This is a genomic window from Streptomyces sp. NPDC059851, assembly GCF_042732005.1.
In the GTDB taxonomy this organism is placed as follows: Bacteria; Actinomycetota; Actinomycetes; order Streptomycetales; family Streptomycetaceae; genus Streptomyces.
This window is the reverse complement of record NZ_JBHWJJ010000063.1, coordinates 24,070-41,880: the sequence shown is the minus strand read 5'-3', so window position 1 is coordinate 41,880 and position 17,811 is coordinate 24,070. Positions and strand designations below refer to the sequence as shown.

Annotated in this window: 13 protein-coding genes and 2 tRNA genes; 2 read left to right on the top strand and 13 right to left on the bottom strand. The window is 70.5% G+C overall.

The window, feature by feature from the left end; translation table 11 throughout:
* Positions 1-54: 54 nt before the first annotated feature.
* The gene (locus ACFV7Q_RS21700) at positions 55-540 is read right to left on the bottom strand and encodes a LysM peptidoglycan-binding domain-containing protein (protein WP_385430668.1); all 486 of its coding nucleotides are present in this window, start codon (positions 538-540) and stop codon (positions 55-57) included.
* A 208-nt stretch (positions 541-748) separates the two neighbouring features.
* Positions 749-821: transfer RNA gene (locus tag ACFV7Q_RS21695), tRNA-Ala, on the bottom strand.
* A gap of 162 nt (positions 822-983) precedes the next feature.
* Here ACFV7Q_RS21695 and ACFV7Q_RS21690 point away from each other — a divergent pair.
* Both ACFV7Q_RS21690 and ACFV7Q_RS21685 read left to right on the top strand, forming a co-directional pair.
* Positions 984-1,532: a helix-turn-helix domain-containing protein gene (locus ACFV7Q_RS21690; protein WP_385430666.1), complete on the top strand. Its 549-nt coding sequence runs from the start codon at positions 984-986 to the stop codon at positions 1,530-1,532.
* Positions 1,533-1,615: 83 nt separating this feature from the next.
* Positions 1,616-2,959, top strand: a complete 1,344-nt coding sequence (locus ACFV7Q_RS21685; protein WP_385430664.1) for a serine/threonine-protein kinase — start codon at positions 1,616-1,618, stop codon at positions 2,957-2,959.
* Positions 2,960-3,011: 52 nt separating this feature from the next.
* Here ACFV7Q_RS21685 and ACFV7Q_RS21680 read toward each other — a convergent pair whose 3' ends face one another.
* The 11 genes from ACFV7Q_RS21680 to dnaA all read right to left on the bottom strand — a co-directional run bounded on the left by ACFV7Q_RS21680 (position 3,012) and on the right by dnaA (position 17,572).
* Entirely contained in the window at positions 3,012-4,325 is a 1,314-nt protein-coding gene (locus ACFV7Q_RS21680) for a hypothetical protein (protein WP_385430662.1), read from the bottom strand.
* A gap of 109 nt (positions 4,326-4,434) precedes the next feature.
* A complete protein-coding gene (locus ACFV7Q_RS21675; RefSeq protein WP_208809277.1) occupies positions 4,435-4,569 on the bottom strand; it encodes a DLW-39 family protein in 135 nt (44 codons plus the stop codon).
* Between the two features lie 144 nt (positions 4,570-4,713).
* Positions 4,714-4,787, bottom strand: a tRNA-Ile gene (locus tag ACFV7Q_RS21670).
* A 93-nt stretch (positions 4,788-4,880) separates the two neighbouring features.
* A complete protein-coding gene (locus ACFV7Q_RS21665; RefSeq protein ID WP_385430661.1) occupies positions 4,881-5,573 on the bottom strand; it encodes a DUF3566 domain-containing protein in 693 nt (230 codons plus the stop codon).
* Positions 5,574-5,576: 3 nt separating this feature from the next.
* Positions 5,577-8,171 (bottom strand): DNA gyrase subunit A, encoded by a 2,595-nt coding sequence (gene gyrA, locus ACFV7Q_RS21660; protein ID WP_385430659.1) that lies wholly within the window; start codon positions 8,169-8,171, stop codon positions 5,577-5,579.
* A 43-nt stretch (positions 8,172-8,214) separates the two neighbouring features.
* Positions 8,215-10,242 carry a DNA topoisomerase (ATP-hydrolyzing) subunit B gene (gyrB, locus tag ACFV7Q_RS21655; protein WP_385430657.1) on the bottom strand — a complete coding sequence of 676 codons (2,028 nt, stop codon included), beginning with the start codon at positions 10,240-10,242 and terminating at the stop codon, positions 8,215-8,217.
* A gap of 510 nt (positions 10,243-10,752) precedes the next feature.
* Positions 10,753-11,307, bottom strand: a complete 555-nt coding sequence (locus ACFV7Q_RS21650; RefSeq protein ID WP_385430655.1) for a DUF721 domain-containing protein — start codon at positions 11,305-11,307, stop codon at positions 10,753-10,755.
* A complete protein-coding gene (recF, locus tag ACFV7Q_RS21645; RefSeq protein WP_385430654.1) occupies positions 11,304-12,440 on the bottom strand; it encodes a DNA replication/repair protein RecF in 1,137 nt (378 codons plus the stop codon). The genes ACFV7Q_RS21650 and recF overlap by 4 nt, the downstream gene beginning before the upstream one ends.
* A gap of 102 nt (positions 12,441-12,542) precedes the next feature.
* Entirely contained in the window at positions 12,543-13,418 is an 876-nt protein-coding gene (gnd, locus tag ACFV7Q_RS21640) for a phosphogluconate dehydrogenase (NAD(+)-dependent, decarboxylating) (RefSeq protein WP_385430652.1), read from the bottom strand.
* A 203-nt stretch (positions 13,419-13,621) separates the two neighbouring features.
* Positions 13,622-14,752: a DNA polymerase III subunit beta gene (dnaN, locus tag ACFV7Q_RS21635; RefSeq protein WP_385430650.1), complete on the bottom strand. Its 1,131-nt coding sequence runs from the start codon at positions 14,750-14,752 to the stop codon at positions 13,622-13,624.
* 1,095 nt (positions 14,753-15,847) lie between these two features.
* Positions 15,848-17,572 (bottom strand): chromosomal replication initiator protein DnaA, encoded by a 1,725-nt coding sequence (gene dnaA, locus ACFV7Q_RS21630; RefSeq protein WP_385430648.1) that lies wholly within the window; start codon positions 17,570-17,572, stop codon positions 15,848-15,850.
* Positions 17,573-17,811 lie beyond the last annotated feature (239 nt).

The following is a 17,811-nucleotide window of genomic DNA, read 5'->3' as shown; positions in this document are numbered from 1 at the left end:
GGCCGGATCCCTCGGATCCGGCCCCACGCGTCGTTCCCCCCGCCTGACGTGAGATCAACGGGGTGACGTGCCGGGCAGGGTGAGCACTTGACCGGGGTGGATCAGATGGGGGTTGGCTCCGATGACGCCCCGGTTCATGGCGTAGAGCTCGCGCCAGCGGCCCTCGTTGCCGAGCTCCCGGAGGGCGATCGAGGTGAGCGAGTCACCGGCCCGGACGGTGTACGTGCGTGTCACGGCCCCGGTCCCGGTCGGCCCCGGGGGCGCCGGGGCTGCGGGGACCGCCTTGTGCGCGGCGGACGCGGGAGTGGGGGTGTGGGGCGGGTGGGCGGCCGTGGCAGGCCGCTGCGGGGGCCGCCCGGCCTTGGGCGGGGCGGGGGCGGGCTTCGGCGGGGCCGCGGCTGCCATCCGTTCGGCGGCCTCCTTGGTGGCCGCGACCGCATCTGCGTAGGTCGTCGCGTAGTCGGCGGCCGGGGGCGCGGCCGCCTTCCCGGCGGCAGCCCGTTTCTTCTTCTCGGACCTGAGGAAGTCGAAGAGTCCCATGTCTGTGCGCCTCCGAAGTGGTCTCGCCCCGTGGGCTCGGTGCCTGTCCCCACTGTCGACCAGAAGGCGCCCCCCGGCCCTGCGACGGGCCCATCCGGGGGCACCGGGGCGGCGAGGCACGTCCGCCGTTTCACGTGAAACATTGCCGGAAGCGGCACGAAAAAACCCCTCCCGACCGCGTTTCCGCAGGTCAGAAGGGGTGTAGAAGTGGAGCTTAGGAGACTCGAACTCCTGACATCTGCCTTGCAAAGGCAGCGCTCTACCAACTGAGCTAAAGCCCCGAAAGGGAGGACGCGACCCCCTCCCGCGAAGGAGTGGTCGTTCCGCAGAACAGAGTACCGGGTTCTCCCCCTCATCCCGCAAAAATGATGGGGACTCCCACCGTGCGACCACTCTCCGTAAGATGCTCGCGAGGTTCGCACCAGCGAAGGGGAGTAGGACGCGTGGACGCAGTACAGCAAGAGGCTACAGCCAGAGCCAGAGAACTTCAGCGCAGCTGGTACGGGGAACCCCTCGGTGCGCTGTTCCGCCGGCTCATAGACGACCTCGGCTTGAACCAGGCCCGCCTCGCTGCCGTCCTCGGCCTGTCGGCACCCATGCTCTCCCAGTTGATGAGCGGCCAGCGCGCCAAGATCGGAAACCCCGCAGTGGTCCAGCGCGTCCAGGCGCTCCAGGACCTGGCGAGCCAGGTGGCGGACGGAAGCGTCAGCGCCGCCGAGGCCACCGACCGGATGGACGAGATCAAGCGGACCCAGGGGGGCTCCGTCCTCATCAACAGCGGTCAGACCAGCACCGGTTCCGGCGCCCCGACCGTCAAGCGCGTCGTCCGCGAGATCCAGTCGCTGCTGCGCTCGGTCTCCGCGGCCGGCGACATCATCGACGCGGCGAACAGTCTCGCCCCCACCCACCCGGAACTGGCAGAGTTCCTCCGGGTGTACGGCGCGGGGCGCACCGCCGACGCGGTGGCCCACTACGAGGCCCACCAGAACTGACGCGCTCGGCACCGGGCGCACCGCACCGGGCACGCACGACACCGGCGCACGGCGGACGAGGACAACGGGGGACGGACACAGCTATGGGTGAGGTCTTCGCCGGCCGGTACGAACTGATCGACCCGATCGGGCGCGGCGGGGCGGGTGCGGTGTGGCGGGCATGGGACCGGCGCCGCCGCCGGTACGTGGCGGCGAAGGTGCTCCAGCAGGGCGACGCCCACACGCTGCTGCGGTTCGTCCGGGAGCAGGCCCTGCGGATCGATCACCCGCACGTCCTGGCCCCCGCCAGCTGGGCGGCGGACGACGACAAGGTCCTGTTCACCATGGACCTCGTCTCCGGCGGGTCCCTCGCCCACGTGATCGGGGACTACGGCCCGCTGCCGCCGCGGTTCGTCTGCACCCTCCTCGACCAGCTCCTGTCGGGGCTGGCGGCGGTGCACGCGGAGGGCGTCATCCACCGCGACATCAAGCCGGCCAACATCCTGATGGAGGCGACGGGAACCGGACGGCCGCACCTGCGGCTGTCCGACTTCGGCATCTCGATGCGCAAGGGCGAACCGCGCCTGACCGAGACCGACTACGTGGTGGGGACGCCGGGCTATTTCGCCCCCGAGCAACTGCGCGGGGCGGAACCGGACTTCGCCGCCGACCTCTTCGCCGTCGGGCTGGTCGCGCTCTACCTGCTGCAGGGCCGCAAGCCCGATTCCACGGCGCTGGTGGAGCAGTTCCTCGCTTACGGCGTCCCGGACGTGCCCGAGGGCGTCCCTGCGCCGCTCTGGGACGTGATCGCGAACCTCCTGCAGCCGGACCCCCAGAGCCGCTTCAAGACCGCCACAGGGGTCCGCAGGGCCCTTGCCGAGGCCGTTGAGCTGCTGCCGCCGGCCACGCCCGACGCAGACCCGGTGGAGGTCTTCGACCAACTCGGGCCGTTGCCCCCCGGTTTCGGCCCGCAGGGACCGCAGGACCCGGCCGGAGCCCAGGCAGCACCGTCCGCCCCGGCCCCCGCGCAGCCGGCCGCTCCCGGCACCCCGACGGCCTTCCCGGTGCCCCCGCAGGCCGCGCCTCCCGCGCCCGCCCCGACGGCGGCGGCGACTGCGACGGCCGCGACGTGGGCGGCGGAGCCCACCCGTACCGATCCCCGGGGGACGGCGGCCACCGCGAGCACACCCGCGACCGCCCCCTCCGCGGCTCCTGGCCCGGCTCCGGCCCCGGTCGCCGCCCCTGCCGCCTCGGTGACCGGCAGCTTCCACCTGGCCCCGCCCGAACCCCCCACCAGCCCGTACCCGGCAGCACCGGCCCCGACTCCCGCCCCGGCACCCACCCGGACCGGCAGGATCGCCCCGCCGCCGCGGACGGCCACCGCGGCCCTCCTGGCCGCCGCGCTGCTGTGCTTCGCGGTGGGCACCTGGGCCCTCACCCAGCTCTGACGGCCGCCTGCGGGAGAACCCCCTCGGACGCGGCTGCGACGGCAGCCGCGTCTCAGGCGCTCCGTCCGCGCCGGGCCAGCAGCACCCAGCCGCCGAGGACGAGCAGCAACACCGTCCCCGTGCCGAAGCCGCCGACGGCGACCACGCCCATGGTCCGGCGCCGGTCGGCCGCCGCGAGCGCCTCCGGCTCCGTCAACCCGTCCCGGGCGGCCGCACGGTCGTCCTCCTCCACGGCGAAGCCCGCCTTCGCCGGGCTCTCCGCGTACGGGGGCGCGGGCACGGCCTTGTTCTCCACGTTCAGCCGCAGCGTCAGCGGCACGGGGGTGGCGTCCTCGGTGAACTCCGCGACCTTCTCGCCCAGCGTGACCGCCACGTAGTACCAGCCGGCCGTCCCCGCCGAGCGCACCGCGTCGTCGGACGCGAACCGGTTCTCGTAGGCGACCGGTGCCGTCGGCGGCAGGGACAGGCTCGCCTGCTTGCCGTTGTAGCTGACGTCCTTGTCGGCCAGCAGGCCGCGGTACGGGGCGTACACGCTGACCATCAGCCCCGTGGAGGCCGAGGCGTACTCCTTGGTCCGCTTCGCGCCCGCCAGCTCGGCGCTCACCGTCAGCTGCTGCCCCCAGTCCACGGGCACCCGGTAGAACCGCGTCTGCCCCGGCCGCAGCCCGTCGCGCCACACCCCGGCGCCCAGCCCGCGGGCGTCATTGAAGCCGGTGCCGCCCTCCCGCGGCACCGCCTCGCTGCCCGGCGCCACCGGCGGGGCCGACGGCCAGGAGCTGGGTGCGGGCACGGGCGCACTGCCGGTCTTCAGACCCGGCTCGCGCGACACCTTCAGCTCCATGGGCCACGCCGCCTGGTCGGAGCCCTTCGCGGCTTCCCGGACGACCTTCACGTAGTACACGCCCGCCTGCTGGCAGTCGGCGTCCTCCTTCAGCGCGCGCAGACCCGCGGCGCCGATCGGTCGGGCGCCGCCTCCGTACCCGAAGGCCGCCCTGCCCCGGCTGCCCTGGCATTCCTGGCCGCCGGTGGTCATGACGCTGACCTCGATGCCGTCACCGCTGGAGCCGATCTTCGTGCCGGGGGAGGGCTGCAGGACCGCGGAGACGTACACGCTGGACCTGTCGTCCAGGTTGAGCCGGTAGTAGCGCTCACCGGGGGCCATGGTGTCCGTGTAGACCTTGCCGGGCTGCACCTGCGGGGCATCGGCCGTGTTCGCGGCGCCCTCCACCTTCTGGGCGTCCTGCGCCGGCCGGTACGGGGGCAGCGGCTCCGCCGCCGCGTGTCCGACCCCCGACGGGACGACCGTCAGCCCCAGGGCCGCCGCCACCGCCACGACGGCCGGCCCCGCCGTCCGCAACCGCCCCATCACAACCACCCCCGGTTTTTGCTCAAGCAACGCAAATCTTTACAAATCGGAACAGCATGAAGCCCCGGCCGCAGTGGCAGCCGGGGCTTCATGGATCAGCCTTGGGGTCTCACACGCCGGAACCGGAGGGCACGGAGTCGGTAGCCTCCGTCCACAGGTCCTGCTCGGCGCGGTCCGCCTGGATCTGGCGGTACACGAGGAGACCGCCGATGGCGGCCAGTGCGACCAGGAGCAGCTTCTTCACCGCGCGACCTCGTCTTTCGTCGTCGTTGGGTACTTCTGGCGGCCAACAATACACACCGATCGATACCGTTCGGTGACCTGGGAAGCCCCGGTGGCCCAACGACGAAGACCCCCGGGCCGTCCGGCCTGGGGGTCTTCCATACTGTGGGGCTAACAGGATTTGAACCTGTGGCCTCATCCTTATCAGGGATGCGCTCTAACCAACTGAGCTATAGCCCCTCCGCGCTGCGCGCTGACTCCTGAAGATTAGCGCACAGACGCGGTCCCGCCAAAATCCGATCCGCGGGGGCTTCCCCGCAGGTCATCCGACGGTCACTCGTCCTCTGCGAGCGTGAGCTCCACACCGCCGACGAAGCCGGCCGACAGGTTGTAGATGAACGCGCCCAGCGTCGCCAGCGCCGTCGCCAGCACGACGTCGATCACGGCGATCACCGAAGTGAAGACCAGCACCCGGGGGAGCGACAGGAACGCCTGGAGGTCGAAGCCGTTGCTCTCGCTGGACCCCGTCGCCTCGCTGATCGTGCTGCCCACGGTCGAGAAGACGCCCATGGCGTCCATGACCATCCACAGCACCGCCGCCGCCACGATGGTGCAGACGCCCAACGCGATCGACAGCAGGAAGCTGACCTTCATCACCGACCACGGATCGGCCTTGGCCACCCGCAGCCGCGCCTTGCGCGTCCTGGGGGTCACACGGGCCCCCGTACGCGGCTTGCGCTGCCCGGCGGAGTCCCCGGCACCCCGGGACGCGCCCGGGCCCGAGGGGGCCGCGTAGGCCTGCGGCGGGTGGTACGGCTGCGCATCGGCGGCCGGCTCGTCCTGCTTGGGCTTGGGCTTCGGCTTCGGCTTCTGCTTGGCCTTGGGCTTCTGCTCCGGCCCTCGCGTGTCCGTCACGGTTGTCCCCCCGCTCTCGGAGGCGTCGGCACCGCCCTCGGAGTCCGCGGCGGGGCCACGGGCACCGTCCTCCTCGGTTCTGGCCGGTCCGGCGCCCGTGGCTCCACTCACGACTTACTCCTCGTGCTCCCCGGCCGAGGGCTCCACACCCTCGGCGGCCTCGGCGGCCAGTCCTTCGACTGCCCCGGTTTCGTCGACCTCATCAGCTTCCTGACCGGCCTCGGCGTTACGAGCGATACCTACCACGGCATCGCGCTTGCCCAGATTGATCAGCTGGACGCCCATGGTGTCACGGCCGGTCTCCCTGACTTCGTTGACTCGCGTACGGATCACACCGCCGCCGAGCGTGATGGCGAGGATCTCGTCCGCCTCGTCGACCACGAGCGCCCCGACGAGCGAACCGCGGTCCTCCACGATCTTGGCGGCCTTGATGCCCAGACCGCCACGGCCCTGCACGCGGTACTCGTCGACCGGCGTCCGCTTGGCGTAGCCGCCGTCGGTCGCGGTGAAGACGAACGTACCGGGCCGCACCACGCTCATGGAGAGCAGCTCGTCGCCCTCGCGGAAGCTCATGCCCTTCACACCGGAGGTCGCGCGGCCCATCGGGCGCAGCGCGTCGTCGGACGCCGTGAAGCGGATCGACTGCGCCTTCTTGGAGATCAGCAGCAGGTCGTCCTCGGCGGACACCAGCTCGGCACCGATCAGCTCGTCGTCGCTGCCGTCCTCCCGCTCGCGCAGGTTGATGGCGATGACGCCGCCCGAGCGGGGCGAGTCGTAGTCCTTGAGCGCCGTCTTCTTCACCAGGCCGGCCTTCGTGGCCAGGATCAGGTACGGGGCCGCCTCGTAGTCGCGGATCGCGAGGATCTCGGCGATCTGCTCGTCCGGCTGGAAGGCCAGCAGGTTGGCCACGTGCTGGCCGCGGGCGTCGCGTCCGGCGTCCGGCAGCTCGTACGCCTTGGCGCGGTAGACCCGGCCCTTGTTGGTGAAGAAGAGCAGCCAGTGGTGCGTGGTGGAGACGAAGAAGTGGTCGACGATGTCGTCTTCCTTCAGCTTCGTTCCGCGCACGCCCTTGCCGCCGCGCCGCTGGGAGCGGTAGTCGTCGGTCTTCGTCCGCTTGACGTAGCCGCCGCGGGTGATGGTGACGACGATGTCCTCTTCGGCGATCAGGTCCTCCATGGACATGTCGCCGTCGAAGGGCACCAGCTTGCTGCGTCGGTCGTCGCCGAACTTCTCGACGATGGCCGCCAGTTCCTCACTGACGATCGCGCGCTGCTTCTCCGGCGAGGCCAGGATCTGGTTGTACTCGTTGATCTTCGCCTGGAGCTCGTCGTGCTCGGCGACGATCTTCTGGCGCTCCAGGGCCGCGAGCCTGCGGAGCTGCATTTCGAGGATCGCGTTGGCCTGGATCTCGTCGATCTCCAGCAGGCCCATCAGGCCCTCACGGGCGATCTCGACGGTCTCGCTGCGCCGGATGAGCGCGATGACCTCGTCGATCGCGTCCAGCGCCTTCAGCAGGCCGCGCAGGATGTGGGCCCGCTCCTCGGCCTTGCGCAGGCGGAACTTCGTCCGCCGGACGATGACCTCGATCTGGTGGTGCACCCAGTGGCGGATGAACGCGTCCAGGGAGAGCGTGCGCGGCACCCCGTCGACCAGGGCCAGCATGTTGGCGCCGAAGTTGGTCTGCAGGTCGGTGTGCTTGTAGAGGTTGTTGAGCACCACCTTGGCCACCGCGTCGCGCTTGAGCACGATCACCAGGCGCTGGCCGGTCCGGGAGGAGGTCTCGTCGCGGACGTCGGCGATGCCGCCGATCCTGCCGTCCTTCACCAGGTCGGCGATCTTCTGCGCGAGGTTGTCCGGGTTCACCTGGTACGGGAGCTCGGTGACCACCAGGCACTGGCGGTTCTGGATCTCCTCGACCTCGACCACCGCCCGCATGGTGATCGAGCCGCGGCCCGTCCGGTAGGCCTCCTCGATGCCCTTGCGGCCCACGACGAGCGCACCGGTCGGGAAGTCGGGGCCCTTGATGCGCTCGACGAGCGCGTCGAGGAGGTCCTCGTGCGAGGCCTCCGGGTTGGCCAGGTACCACTGGGCACCCTCGGCGACCTCGCGCAGGTTGTGCGGCGGGATGTTGGTCGCCATGCCGACGGCGATGCCGGCCGAGCCGTTGACCAGGAGGTTCGGGAAGCGGGCCGGCAGGACCGTCGGCTCCTGGTTGCGGCCGTCGTAGTTGTCCGTGAAGTCGACGGTCTCCTCGTCGATGTCGCGGACCATCTCCATCGACAGCGGCGCCATCTTGCACTCGGTGTAGCGCATGGCGGCCGCCGGGTCGTTGCCCGGGGAGCCGAAGTTGCCGTTGGAGTCCACCAGCGGCATGCGCATCGACCACGGCTGGGCCAGGCGCACCAGCGCGTCGTAGATGGAGGAGTCGCCGTGCGGGTGGTACGTACCCATGACGTCGCCGACGACGCGGGCGCACTTGTAGAAGCCCTTCTCGGGCCGGTACCCGCCGTCGTACATCGCGTACAGCACGCGCCGGTGCACCGGCTTCAGGCCGTCGCGTACGTCGGGCAGCGCGCGGGACACGATGACGGACATCGCGTAGTCGAGGTACGAACGCTGCATCTCCGTCTCGAGCCCGACGGGCTCGATGCGCAGCTGCGGCTCTTCCTCGGCGGCTTCGGTGCTGGTGGGAATGGTTTCGTCGGCCATTGCTGGTCTTCAGATCCTTTCAGGCGGTCAGCGGCGGACCGACTCAGATGTCGAGGAAGCGGACGTCCTTGGCGTTGCGCTGGATGAAGGAGCGCCGGGCCTCGACGTCCTCACCCATCAGCACCGAGAACAGGTCGTCGGCCTGGGCGGCGTCGTCCAGGGTGACCTGGCCGAGCACGCGGTGGTCGACGTCCATGGTGGTGACGCGCAGCTCCTCGGCGTTCATCTCGCCCAGACCCTTGAAGCGCTGGATCGAGTCTTCCTTGATGCGCTTGCCGTTCTGCTTGCCGAGTTCGACCAGAGCGTCGCGCTCGCGGTCCGAGTACGCGTACTCGAAGTCGTCGCGACCCCACTTGATCTTGTACAGCGGGGGACGGGAGAGGTAGACGTGCCCGGCCTCGACCAGCGGCCGCATGAAGCGGAACAGGAAGGTCAGCAGCAGGGTGTTGATGTGCTGGCCGTCGACGTCGGCGTCCGCCATCAAGATGATCTTGTGGTAGCGGAGCTTCTCGATGTCGAAGTCCTCGTGCACACCGGTGCCGAAGGCGGAGATCAGCGCCTGGATCTCGGTGTTCTGCAGGATCTTGTCGATCCGCGCCTTCTCGACGTTCAGGATCTTGCCGCGGATCGGCAGGATGGCCTGGTACATCGGGTTGCGGCCGGACTTCGCCGAACCGCCGGCGGAGTCACCCTCGACGATGAAGATCTCGCACTTGGTCGGGTCGTTGGACTGGCAGTCCGACAGCTTGCCCGGCAGCGAGGCGCTCTCCAGCAGGCCCTTGCGGCGGGTCAGGTCGCGGGCCTTGCGGGCCGCGACGCGGGCCGTGGCGGCCTGGATGGCCTTGCGGACGATGTCCGCGGCCTCGTTCGGGTTCCGGTCGAACCAGTCCGACAGGTGCTCGTGGGCCACCTTCTGGACGAAGGTCTTCGCCTCGGTGTTGCCCAGCTTGGTCTTGGTCTGGCCCTCGAACTGGGGCTCGCCGAGCTTGACCGAGATGATCGCGGTCAGGCCCTCGCGGATGTCGTCGCCGGTGAGGTTGTCGTCCTTCTCGCGCAGCAGCTTCTTGTCGCGCGCGTACCGGTTGACCAGGGAGGTCAGCGCGGCGCGGAAGCCCTCCTCGTGGGTACCGCCCTCGTGCGTGTGGATCGTGTTGGCGAAGGAGTACACGCCCTCGCTGTACTGCGAGTTCCACTGCATCGCGATCTCGACCGAGAGCATGCGCTCCTTGTCCTCGGCCTCGACGTCGATGACGGTCGGGTGGATCAACTCGCCCTTGCGCGAGTTGAGGTACTTCACGAAGTCGACGATGCCGCCCTCGTAGTGGTACCGGACGGTGCGCGCCACGGGCTCGGCGGCGTCCGCCTCCGGGTCGTCGGCGCCGGCCGTGGCCTTGGCCGACTCGCGCTCGTCGGTCAGCGAGATGGTCAGGCCCTTGTTGAGGAAGGCCATCTCCTGGAAGCGCCGGGAGAGCGTCTCGAAGGAGTACTCGGTGGTCTCGAAGATGTCGCCGTCGGCCCAGAAGGTGACCGAGGTGCCGTGCTCGCCGGTCTCCTCGTTGCGGGCCAGGGGCGCGGTGGGGGCGCCCATCTTGTAGTCCTGGCTCCAGCGGTAGCCGTCGCGCCGGACCTCGACCGAGACCTTCGTGGACAGGGCGTTCACCACGGAGACACCGACGCCGTGCAGACCGCCGGAGACGGCGTAGCCGCCGCCGCCGAACTTGCCGCCCGCGTGCAGCACCGTCAGCACGACCTCGACCGCCGGCTTGCCCTCGGAGGGGACGATGTCGACCGGGATGCCGCGGCCGTTGTCGACCACGCGCACGCCGCCGTCGGCCAGGATGGTCACGTCGATGGTGTCCGCGTGCCCGGCCAGGGCCTCGTCGACGGAGTTGTCCACCACCTCGTAGACCAGGTGGTGCAGGCCGCGCTCACCGGTCGAGCCGATGTACATACCGGGTCGCTTGCGTACGGCGTCCAGGCCCTCGAGGACCTGGATGTTGCTGCCGGTGTACTGATTGTTCTCGTTGGAGTTGCCGGAATCGGCCACGAAGCGCCCTTTCTGGCACAGCACAGGCCGTTCTCCCAGCAGGCATGCAAGCAGGAGCGGCTGCGTCGATCTGCGTTGTCAGCGGTCAGTCGGCGGGATCCCGCGGACGGGAGCGCCTTCTTATCACCAGTCTACCGGTAGCGCTGACACTGATGGGGGTTTGCCGGTACCTGAGTCCGCATGTGCCGCCCTGAACCTCCCTCGGCCGACTCCCCATATTCAGACCGGGGCTCAAAGTGGCTCACGCGGGCATCCAGCGCTTCGGGCTGTCAACCTTCCACTACCGTGAGGGACGCCACCCGGGCCGGGGGGTGCGGGGGCCTGCGGGCAGCGCCGCGCCGGCCCTTCGACGGGGTCCCGCCGCGGCTGTGCCGTGGCGGGTGCGGCCGCCGGTGCGGCCCGTCGCCGAGGCATGTGCGCGGCGGTGCGGAGGGGTGCCTCGCGGCCGCGAGGGCGCGAGGGCGGCGCGGCGGGCGCCGCGCCGCGAACGTCCGGAGCCCGCACACCGGGCCGGAACCCGCGCCCGCCGGGGCCTCAGCCGTAGGTGTCGCCCGGACCCGTGCTGCCGGGGGCGCGCCAGGGTCCGTACCGCTTCGGCTTCCCGCCCGGGCCCTGCACCTTGATCAACCGGACGGTGCCCTGACCGAGGTCCGCGTTCAGCCGGGCCACCAGCTGTGGGGCCAGCAGCTTCAGCTGCGCCGCCCAGGCGGAGGAGTCGCACCGCACGACCAACTCGCGGTCCTCGTAGCGTTCCGGTTCGCAGTGCGCCGCGATCTCCGGGCCGACGATCTCCGGCCAGCGCTCCATCACGCCGGCCACCGCCATCGGCATCTCCCAGCCGCGCTCCGTCCGCAGCCGGTCCAACGCCGCCATCAGCGGCATCGGGTCCCGGCCGTCCGCCCGCGCCCCCGAGCGCAGGCCGGGCTGGTGGCGGCCGCCGCGGCCGCCGGCCGCGGTGCCGCGCGCCCGCGCCTGTTCCCGGGCCGCCGCCAGCGCCTGGCGTGCGAGATCCACGCCCGAGAGCTCCGGAGCCTTGCGTTCCGGTGCGGTGCCGCCCGGCTCCTTCGGATTCCGCTTGTGCTCGTTCACAGCCGGGTCACCTCACCGCCGGACACCCCGAACCGCGTCCCCGACAGGACATCCGGAACGTCATCGTCCACAGCTGCCGTCACCAGCACCTGCTCGGCCGGCGCCACCAGCTCCGCCAGCCGCTCCCGGCGCCGGGCGTCCAGTTCTGCGAACACGTCGTCGAGGATCAGCACCGGCTCGGCCCCCTCCGAGCGCAGCAGCTCGTACGAGGCCAGCCGCAGCGCCAGCGCGTACGACCACGACTCCCCGTGGCTCGCGTACCCCTTCGCCGGCAGCTCCCCGAGCCGCAGCAGGACGTCGTCGCGGTGCGGGCCCACCAGGGTCACACCCCGCTCGATCTCCTGCTTGCGCACCTGCCCGAGAGCGTCGAGCAGCACCGCGTACAGCTCCTCCCGGGTCCGCGCGGCCCCGGCGTCGACCGCCTCTCCCGCCGAGGACCGGTACGCCAGGCCCAGCGGACCGCCGCCGGGGGCGAGCTGCTCGTACGCCTTGTCCGCCAGGGGCAGGAGGGCTGCGATCAGGTCCAGCCGCTGGGCGAGCAGCTCCGCGCCCGAGCGCGCCAGGTGCTGGTCCCACACGTCAAGCGTCGACAGGTCCATCGAGCGCCCGCCGTGCCTGCGCGCCATCGCGGCCGACTTCAGCAGGGTGTTCCGCTGCTTGAGCACCCGCTCGTAGTCCGAGCGGACCCCCGCCATCCGCGGCGAGCGGGCCGTCACCAGCTCGTCGAGGAGCTTGCGGCGCTCGCCCGGGTCGCCCTTGACCAGGGCCAGGTCCTCCGGCGCGAACAGCACCGTCCGTACGATCCCCAGCACGTCCCTCGGCCTGACCTGCGAGGACCGGTTGATGCGGGCCCGGTTGGCCCGCCCGGGGTTGAGCTCCAGTTCGACCAGCTGCTGCCGCTCCCCCTGCCGGACGGCAGCGCGGACGACGGCCCGCTGCGCCCCCATCCGTACGAGGGGGGCGTCCGAGGACACCCGGTGGCTGCCGAGCGTCGCCAGGTAGCCGATGGCCTCGACCAGGTTCGTCTTGCCCTGGCCGTTGGGGCCCACGAAAGCCGTGACGCCCGGGTCGAGGGGAACCTCGGCCCGGGCGTACGAGCGGAAGTCGGCCAACGAGAGATGCGAGACATGCATACGGCGCCGACCTCCCCCGGCTTCCTGCTGTGCTGCTCTGTACTGCTGGGTGCTGCGGTACTGCTGGGTGCCGCGGGCGCGGTACTGCGCCCGCGGCGGCTGCTACTTCTTCTCCACCGCGTGCCCGCCGAACTGGTTGCGCAGCGCGGCGATCATCTTCATCTGCGGCGAGTCGTCCTGGCGCGAGGCGAACCGGGCGAACAGCGACGCGGTGATCGCGGGCAGCGGCACCGCGTTGTCGATCGCGGCCTCCACCGTCCAGCGGCCCTCGCCCGAGTCCTGCGCGAAGCCGCGCAGCTGCTCCAGGTGCTCGTCCTCGTCCAGCGCGTTGACGGCCAGGTCGAGCAGCCAGGAGCGGATGACCGTGCCCTCCTGCCAGGACCGGAACACCTCGCGGACGTCGGTGACCGAGTCCACCTTCTCCAGCAGCTCCCAGCCCTCGGCGTAGGCCTGCATCATGGCGTACTCGATGCCGTTGTGGACCATCTTCGCGAAGTGGCCCGCGCCGACCTTGCCGGCGTGCACGGAGCCGTACTCGCCCTCCGGCTTGAGGGCGTCGAAGACCGGCTGGACCGCGGCGACGTGCTCCTTGTCGCCGCCGTACATCAGCGCGTAGCCGTTCTCCAGGCCCCACACGCCGCCGGAGACACCGCAGTCGACGAAGCCGATGCCCCTGGCGGCGAGCTCCTCGGCGTGCTTCTCGTCGTCGGTCCAGCGCGAGTTGCCGCCGTCCACGACGACGTCGCCCGGCGAGAGCAGCTCCGCGAGCTCGTCGATGGTGGACTGGGTCGCGGCGCCGGCCGGGACCATCACCCACACCACGCGGGGGGCCTGCAGGCCGTCCACAAGTTCCGACAGGCTGTGGACATCGGCGAGGTCCGGGTTGCGGTCGTATCCGATGACGGTGTGGCCTGCGCGGCGGATGCGCTCGCGCATGTTGCCGCCCATCTTGCCGAGACCGACGAGACCGAGCTCCATCAGGTGGTTCCTTAAGCGTTGTGGCCGTGTGTGCCGGACTCCCCCGATACCCGGAGGACCCGGCTCCGAGCCTACGCCGGGCGGTGCCGGCCGGCGCCACGGGCGCTCCAGGCACCCGCCGTACGGGGGCCGGGGCGCGGGGCGGGAACGCCGTCGGGCCCGGTTCCGCAGGCTGCGGGACCGGGCCCTGTGGACAGCGGGCGTCAGCCGGACAGGCGCACCGGCATGATCAGGTACTTGTAGGCCTCGTCCGCCTCGGCGTCGACCGCGGGGCGGCCGCTCAGCAGCGCCGGCTTGGTGGAGGTCGTGAAGCTGAGCTGGGCGACCGGGGAGTCGATCGCGCTCAGACCGTCGAGCAGGAAGGTCGGGTTGAAGGCGATCGAGATGTCGTCGCCCTCCAGCGAGGCGTCGACGCGCTCCACAGCCTGTGCATCGTCGGAGGAGCCGGCCTCCAGGGTCAGCACGCCCTTCTCGAAGCTCAGGCGGACCGGGGTGTTGCGCTCGGCGACCAGGGCCACGCGCTTGACGGCCTCGACGAACGGGGCGGTCTCGATCACGGCGATGGAGTTGAACTCCGTCGGGAAGAGCGTGCGGTACTTCGGCAGGTCGCCCTCGAGGAGGCGGGTGGTGGTGCGGCGGCCGGCGCCCTCGAAACCGATCAGACCCTCGCCGGCACCGGAGCCCGACAACGCCAGGGTGACGGTGTCACCGCTGGTCAGGGACTTGGCGGTGTCCAGGAGCGTCTTGGCGGGCACCAAGGCCACGGCCAAGGCGTCCGGGTTCTCCGGCTTCCACAGGAATTCGCGGACCGCGAAGCGGTAGCGGTCGGTGGAGGCCAGGGTGACGCGGTCGCCCTCGATCTCGATGCGGACACCGGTCAGGACGGGCAGCGTGTCGTCGCGGCCGGCGGCGATGGCGACCTGGGCGGCGGCAGCGGCGAAGACCTCGCCGGAGACCGTGCCGGTGGCGGTCGGCATCTGCGGCAGGGCCGGGTACTCCTCCACGGGCAGGGTGTGGAGGGTGAACCGGGAGGAGCCGCAGACCACGGTGGCCCGTACACCGTCTGTGGAAATCTCCACCGGCCGGTTGGGGAGGGCGCGGCAGATGTCGGCGAGGAGCCGGCCGGAGACGAGGACGGTGCCGTCCTCCTCCACGTCCGCCTCGACGGAGACGCGGGCCGAGACCTCGTAGTCGAAGCCGGAGAGGGACAGGGTGCCGTCCTCGGCCTTCAGCAGCAGGCCCGCGAGCACGGGGACCGGCGGCCGGGCCGGGAGGCTGCGGGCAGCCCAGGCCACCGCCTCCGCGAGTACGTCGCGCTCCACCCGGATCTTCACCGGAACCGCCTCCTGCTGTTGCTCGCTCGTCCGTCTACCGGCCTTCGTCGTCGGCCCGCCGGCCCGGTGCCTTGGAGGGCTCGGGGCCTCGATGCCGGGAACCAGTCTGACGTACGGCGCCGACACCTGGTGCTGCCGCCCGTCAAATCGGCAGCGAGGTGTCGGGGAGGCCTCTCGACCACGTTGTGCACAGCACCTGCTTGAAAACCGAATCCGAGCTAACTGTCCTTGGGGGTAGTAGTAGGGCCTGTGGAAACCGTGGATAAGCCCGTTTCTGCAGGTCAGGCCCCCTTTTTTATCCCCATGCCCTGTGGGTGGCACCGGTGGACAACAGGGGGGTGCTGTGGAGAACAGAAAGTTCTGCACAGGCCATCCCCAGGTGACCCGGACTACTCCACAGCTGTGTCCCCAGCTTTCCCCAAGTACTCCACAGCCCAAACGTCGACTTCTGTGTGACGGCTTTCACTCCGGGTGGTGAGGGGCGGCACTCGATTGCCGAACAGTGGACAGCGGTGTGGGTAACCCGTCGGAACCTGTGCACAGGATGGGGCAACCTGTGGGTGAGCGGTGGACAACGCGGTGGACGAGCCTGTGGATGAACCGTCCGTCCACAGCCTGTGGACATCTCTCACGCACAATTCCACAGGCCTGTGAGCTGCGCTGATGGTTCCTCAATCGGGGGCCCTGTGGACAGATTGTGGGCGAGGAAATCGATCCCCATCCTGTGGACTGCAGAAAGTCCCGCAATCTGTGGACAAGTTGCTCCACAGGGGGCGTATTCGAACAGGCGAGGGGCGCGCACACGAAGAAGGGCGCCCCCGGATTACTCCGGATGCGCCCTGTGGATGCGTTTGGGGAGGCCTCGAGGGGCGGTTGACGGCCCGTCGGATGCAGGTGTGGATGCGGATGTGGACGGCGGACGCCGGACGTGCAGGCGTGCCGGGTGCGTGCGCCGACACCGCAGCAGTTCAGACGTCACAACGGCAGACGTCACAACGGCAGACGTCGCAACGGCAGACGTCGGACGTCTGCCGTTGGAGGGCCGGGATGCCGGCACGGCAGACGTCCGACGGGTGGGGACGTGGAAGCGGCGTCTCAGCCGTTCTTGATGCGGTTGGTGAGCTCGGTGACCTGGTTGTAGATGGAGCGCCGCTCCGCCATCAGCGCGCGGATCTTGCGGTCCGCGTGCATGACCGTGGTGTGGTCCCGCCCGCCGAACTGCGCTCCGATCTTCGGCAGGGAGAGGTCCGTCAGCTCCCGGCACAGGTACATCGCGATCTGCCGGGCAGTGACCAGGACGCGGCTGCGCGAGGAGCCGCACAGGTCGTCCACCGTGAGGCCGAAGTAGTCGGCCGTGGCCGCCATGATGTCCGTGGCCGTGATCTCGGGCGCCGAGTCCTCGCCCCCGGGAATGAGGTTCTTGAGGACGTCCTCGGTCAGGCCCAGGTCGACCGGCTGCCGGTTCAGGCTCGCGAAGGCCGTGACCCGGATCAGCGCCCCCTCCAGCTCTCGGATGTTGCGCGAGATGCGGGAGGCGATGAACTCCAGTACCTCCGGCGGGGCGTTGAGCTGTTCCTGGACGGCCTTCTTCCGCAGGATCGCGATACGGGTCTCCAGCTCGGGCGGCTGGACGTCGGTGATCAGGCCCCACTCGAAGCGGTTGCGGAGCCGGTCCTCCAGGGTGACCAGCTGCTTGGGCGGCCGGTCGGAGGACAGCACGATCTGCTTGTTGGCGTTGTGGAGCGTGTTGAAGGTGTGGAAGAACTCCTCCTGCGTCGACTCCTTGCTCGCGAGGAACTGGATGTCGTCGACGAGCAGGATGTCCATCTCGCGGTAGCGCTTGCGGAAGGCGTCACCCTTGCCGTCACGGATGGAGTTGATGAACTCGTTGGTGAACTCCTCCGAGCTCACGTACCGCACGCGGGTGCCCGGGTAGAGGTTCCGCGCGTAGTGCCCGATGGCATGCAGCAGGTGCGTCTTGCCGAGGCCCGACTCCCCGTAGATGAAGAGCGGGTTGTACGCCTTGGCCGGCGCCTCGGCGACGGCCACCGCGGCGGCGTGCGCGAAGCGGTTGGAGGCGCCGATCACGAAGGTGTCGAACAGGTACTTCGGGTTCAGCCGGGCGGTCGGCTCCAGCGGACCCGAGGTGGAGCCGCCGGACGGGGCCGGCGGCGGTGCGGACCGGCCGGGCCCCGGACGCGGGCCCGAGGGCTCGTACGGCGGCTCGTACGGCTGTTCGTAAGGGTGCGGCTGCTGGGATTCGTACGGCTTCTGCTCGTAGGAGCCCTGGTCGTAGCCGCCGGACTCGGGCTGCTGGAGGTAGCCCGGCTGCGGGGAGGCGTACGGGTCGCGCTCGGGGAAGCCGCCGAGGCGCGGCTGCTGCCAGCCGTAGTCGTCCTGCTGGCCGCCGCGGGGCCAGGCGCCGGGCTCGGGGCGCGGCTGCTGGTAGTCCGGGTAGGCCGGGCGGACGGTGGGCAACTGGTCGTCGCCCGGCCCGGGACCGGCGTGCCCGCCGGGACGCGGGCCGCCGTACGGCTCGTACGACTCGCCGCGCGACGGGGCGGGCGGGGCCGGCGGTGCGGGCTCGCCGACGGAGTCGTCCACGGTGATGGCGATGCGGATGGGACGACCGCACTCGCGGCTGAGCGCATCGCTGATCAGGGGGGCGAGGCGGCCTTCGAGGACGCGCTTCCCGTACTCATTGGGGACGGCGAGCAGCGCCGTGTCGGCGACGAGGGCCAGGGGCTGGCAGCGCTCGACCCACTGCTGGTCCTTCGGCTCGACCGCCTGCTGTCCCTCCCCCAGGAGCTTCTCGAGCACCCGTGGCCACACTGCGGCAAGATCGGCAGGTACGTCAGCCACAGGGCACGCTCTCTCACAGGGGGGTCCCACGAATGTGTGGTTCTTTGGGACGGTCGGGACAAAAATCCGGGGTCAGGCAACGGTAGTCAGCGCGACCGGTACGGTTCAAGTCGTTGTCCACAGCCTGTGCACAGCGCGGGACGGTGTCGCCTCGGTTTGACCGGATGGCGTAGCCGCGCGTACCGTAACGAGGTCGA

What these genes read in the sequence shown, in the direction of transcription:
- recF (WP_385430654.1), bottom strand. Translation starts at nt 12,440, where the DNA reads ATGCATGTCTCGCATCTCTCGTTGGCCGACTTCCGCTCGTACGCCCGG.
- ACFV7Q_RS21685 (WP_385430664.1), top strand. Translation starts at nt 1,616, where the DNA reads ATGGGTGAGGTCTTCGCCGGCCGGTACGAACTGATCGACCCGATCGGG.
- gyrA (WP_385430659.1), bottom strand. Translation starts at nt 8,171, where the DNA reads ATGGCCGACGAAACCATTCCCACCAGCACCGAAGCCGCCGAGGAAGAG.
- ACFV7Q_RS21700 (WP_385430668.1), bottom strand. Translation starts at nt 540, where the DNA reads ATGGGACTCTTCGACTTCCTCAGGTCCGAGAAGAAGAAACGGGCTGCC.
- gnd (WP_385430652.1), bottom strand. Translation starts at nt 13,418, where the DNA reads ATGGAGCTCGGTCTCGTCGGTCTCGGCAAGATGGGCGGCAACATGCGC.
- ACFV7Q_RS21680 (WP_385430662.1), bottom strand. Translation starts at nt 4,325, where the DNA reads ATGGGGCGGTTGCGGACGGCGGGGCCGGCCGTCGTGGCGGTGGCGGCG.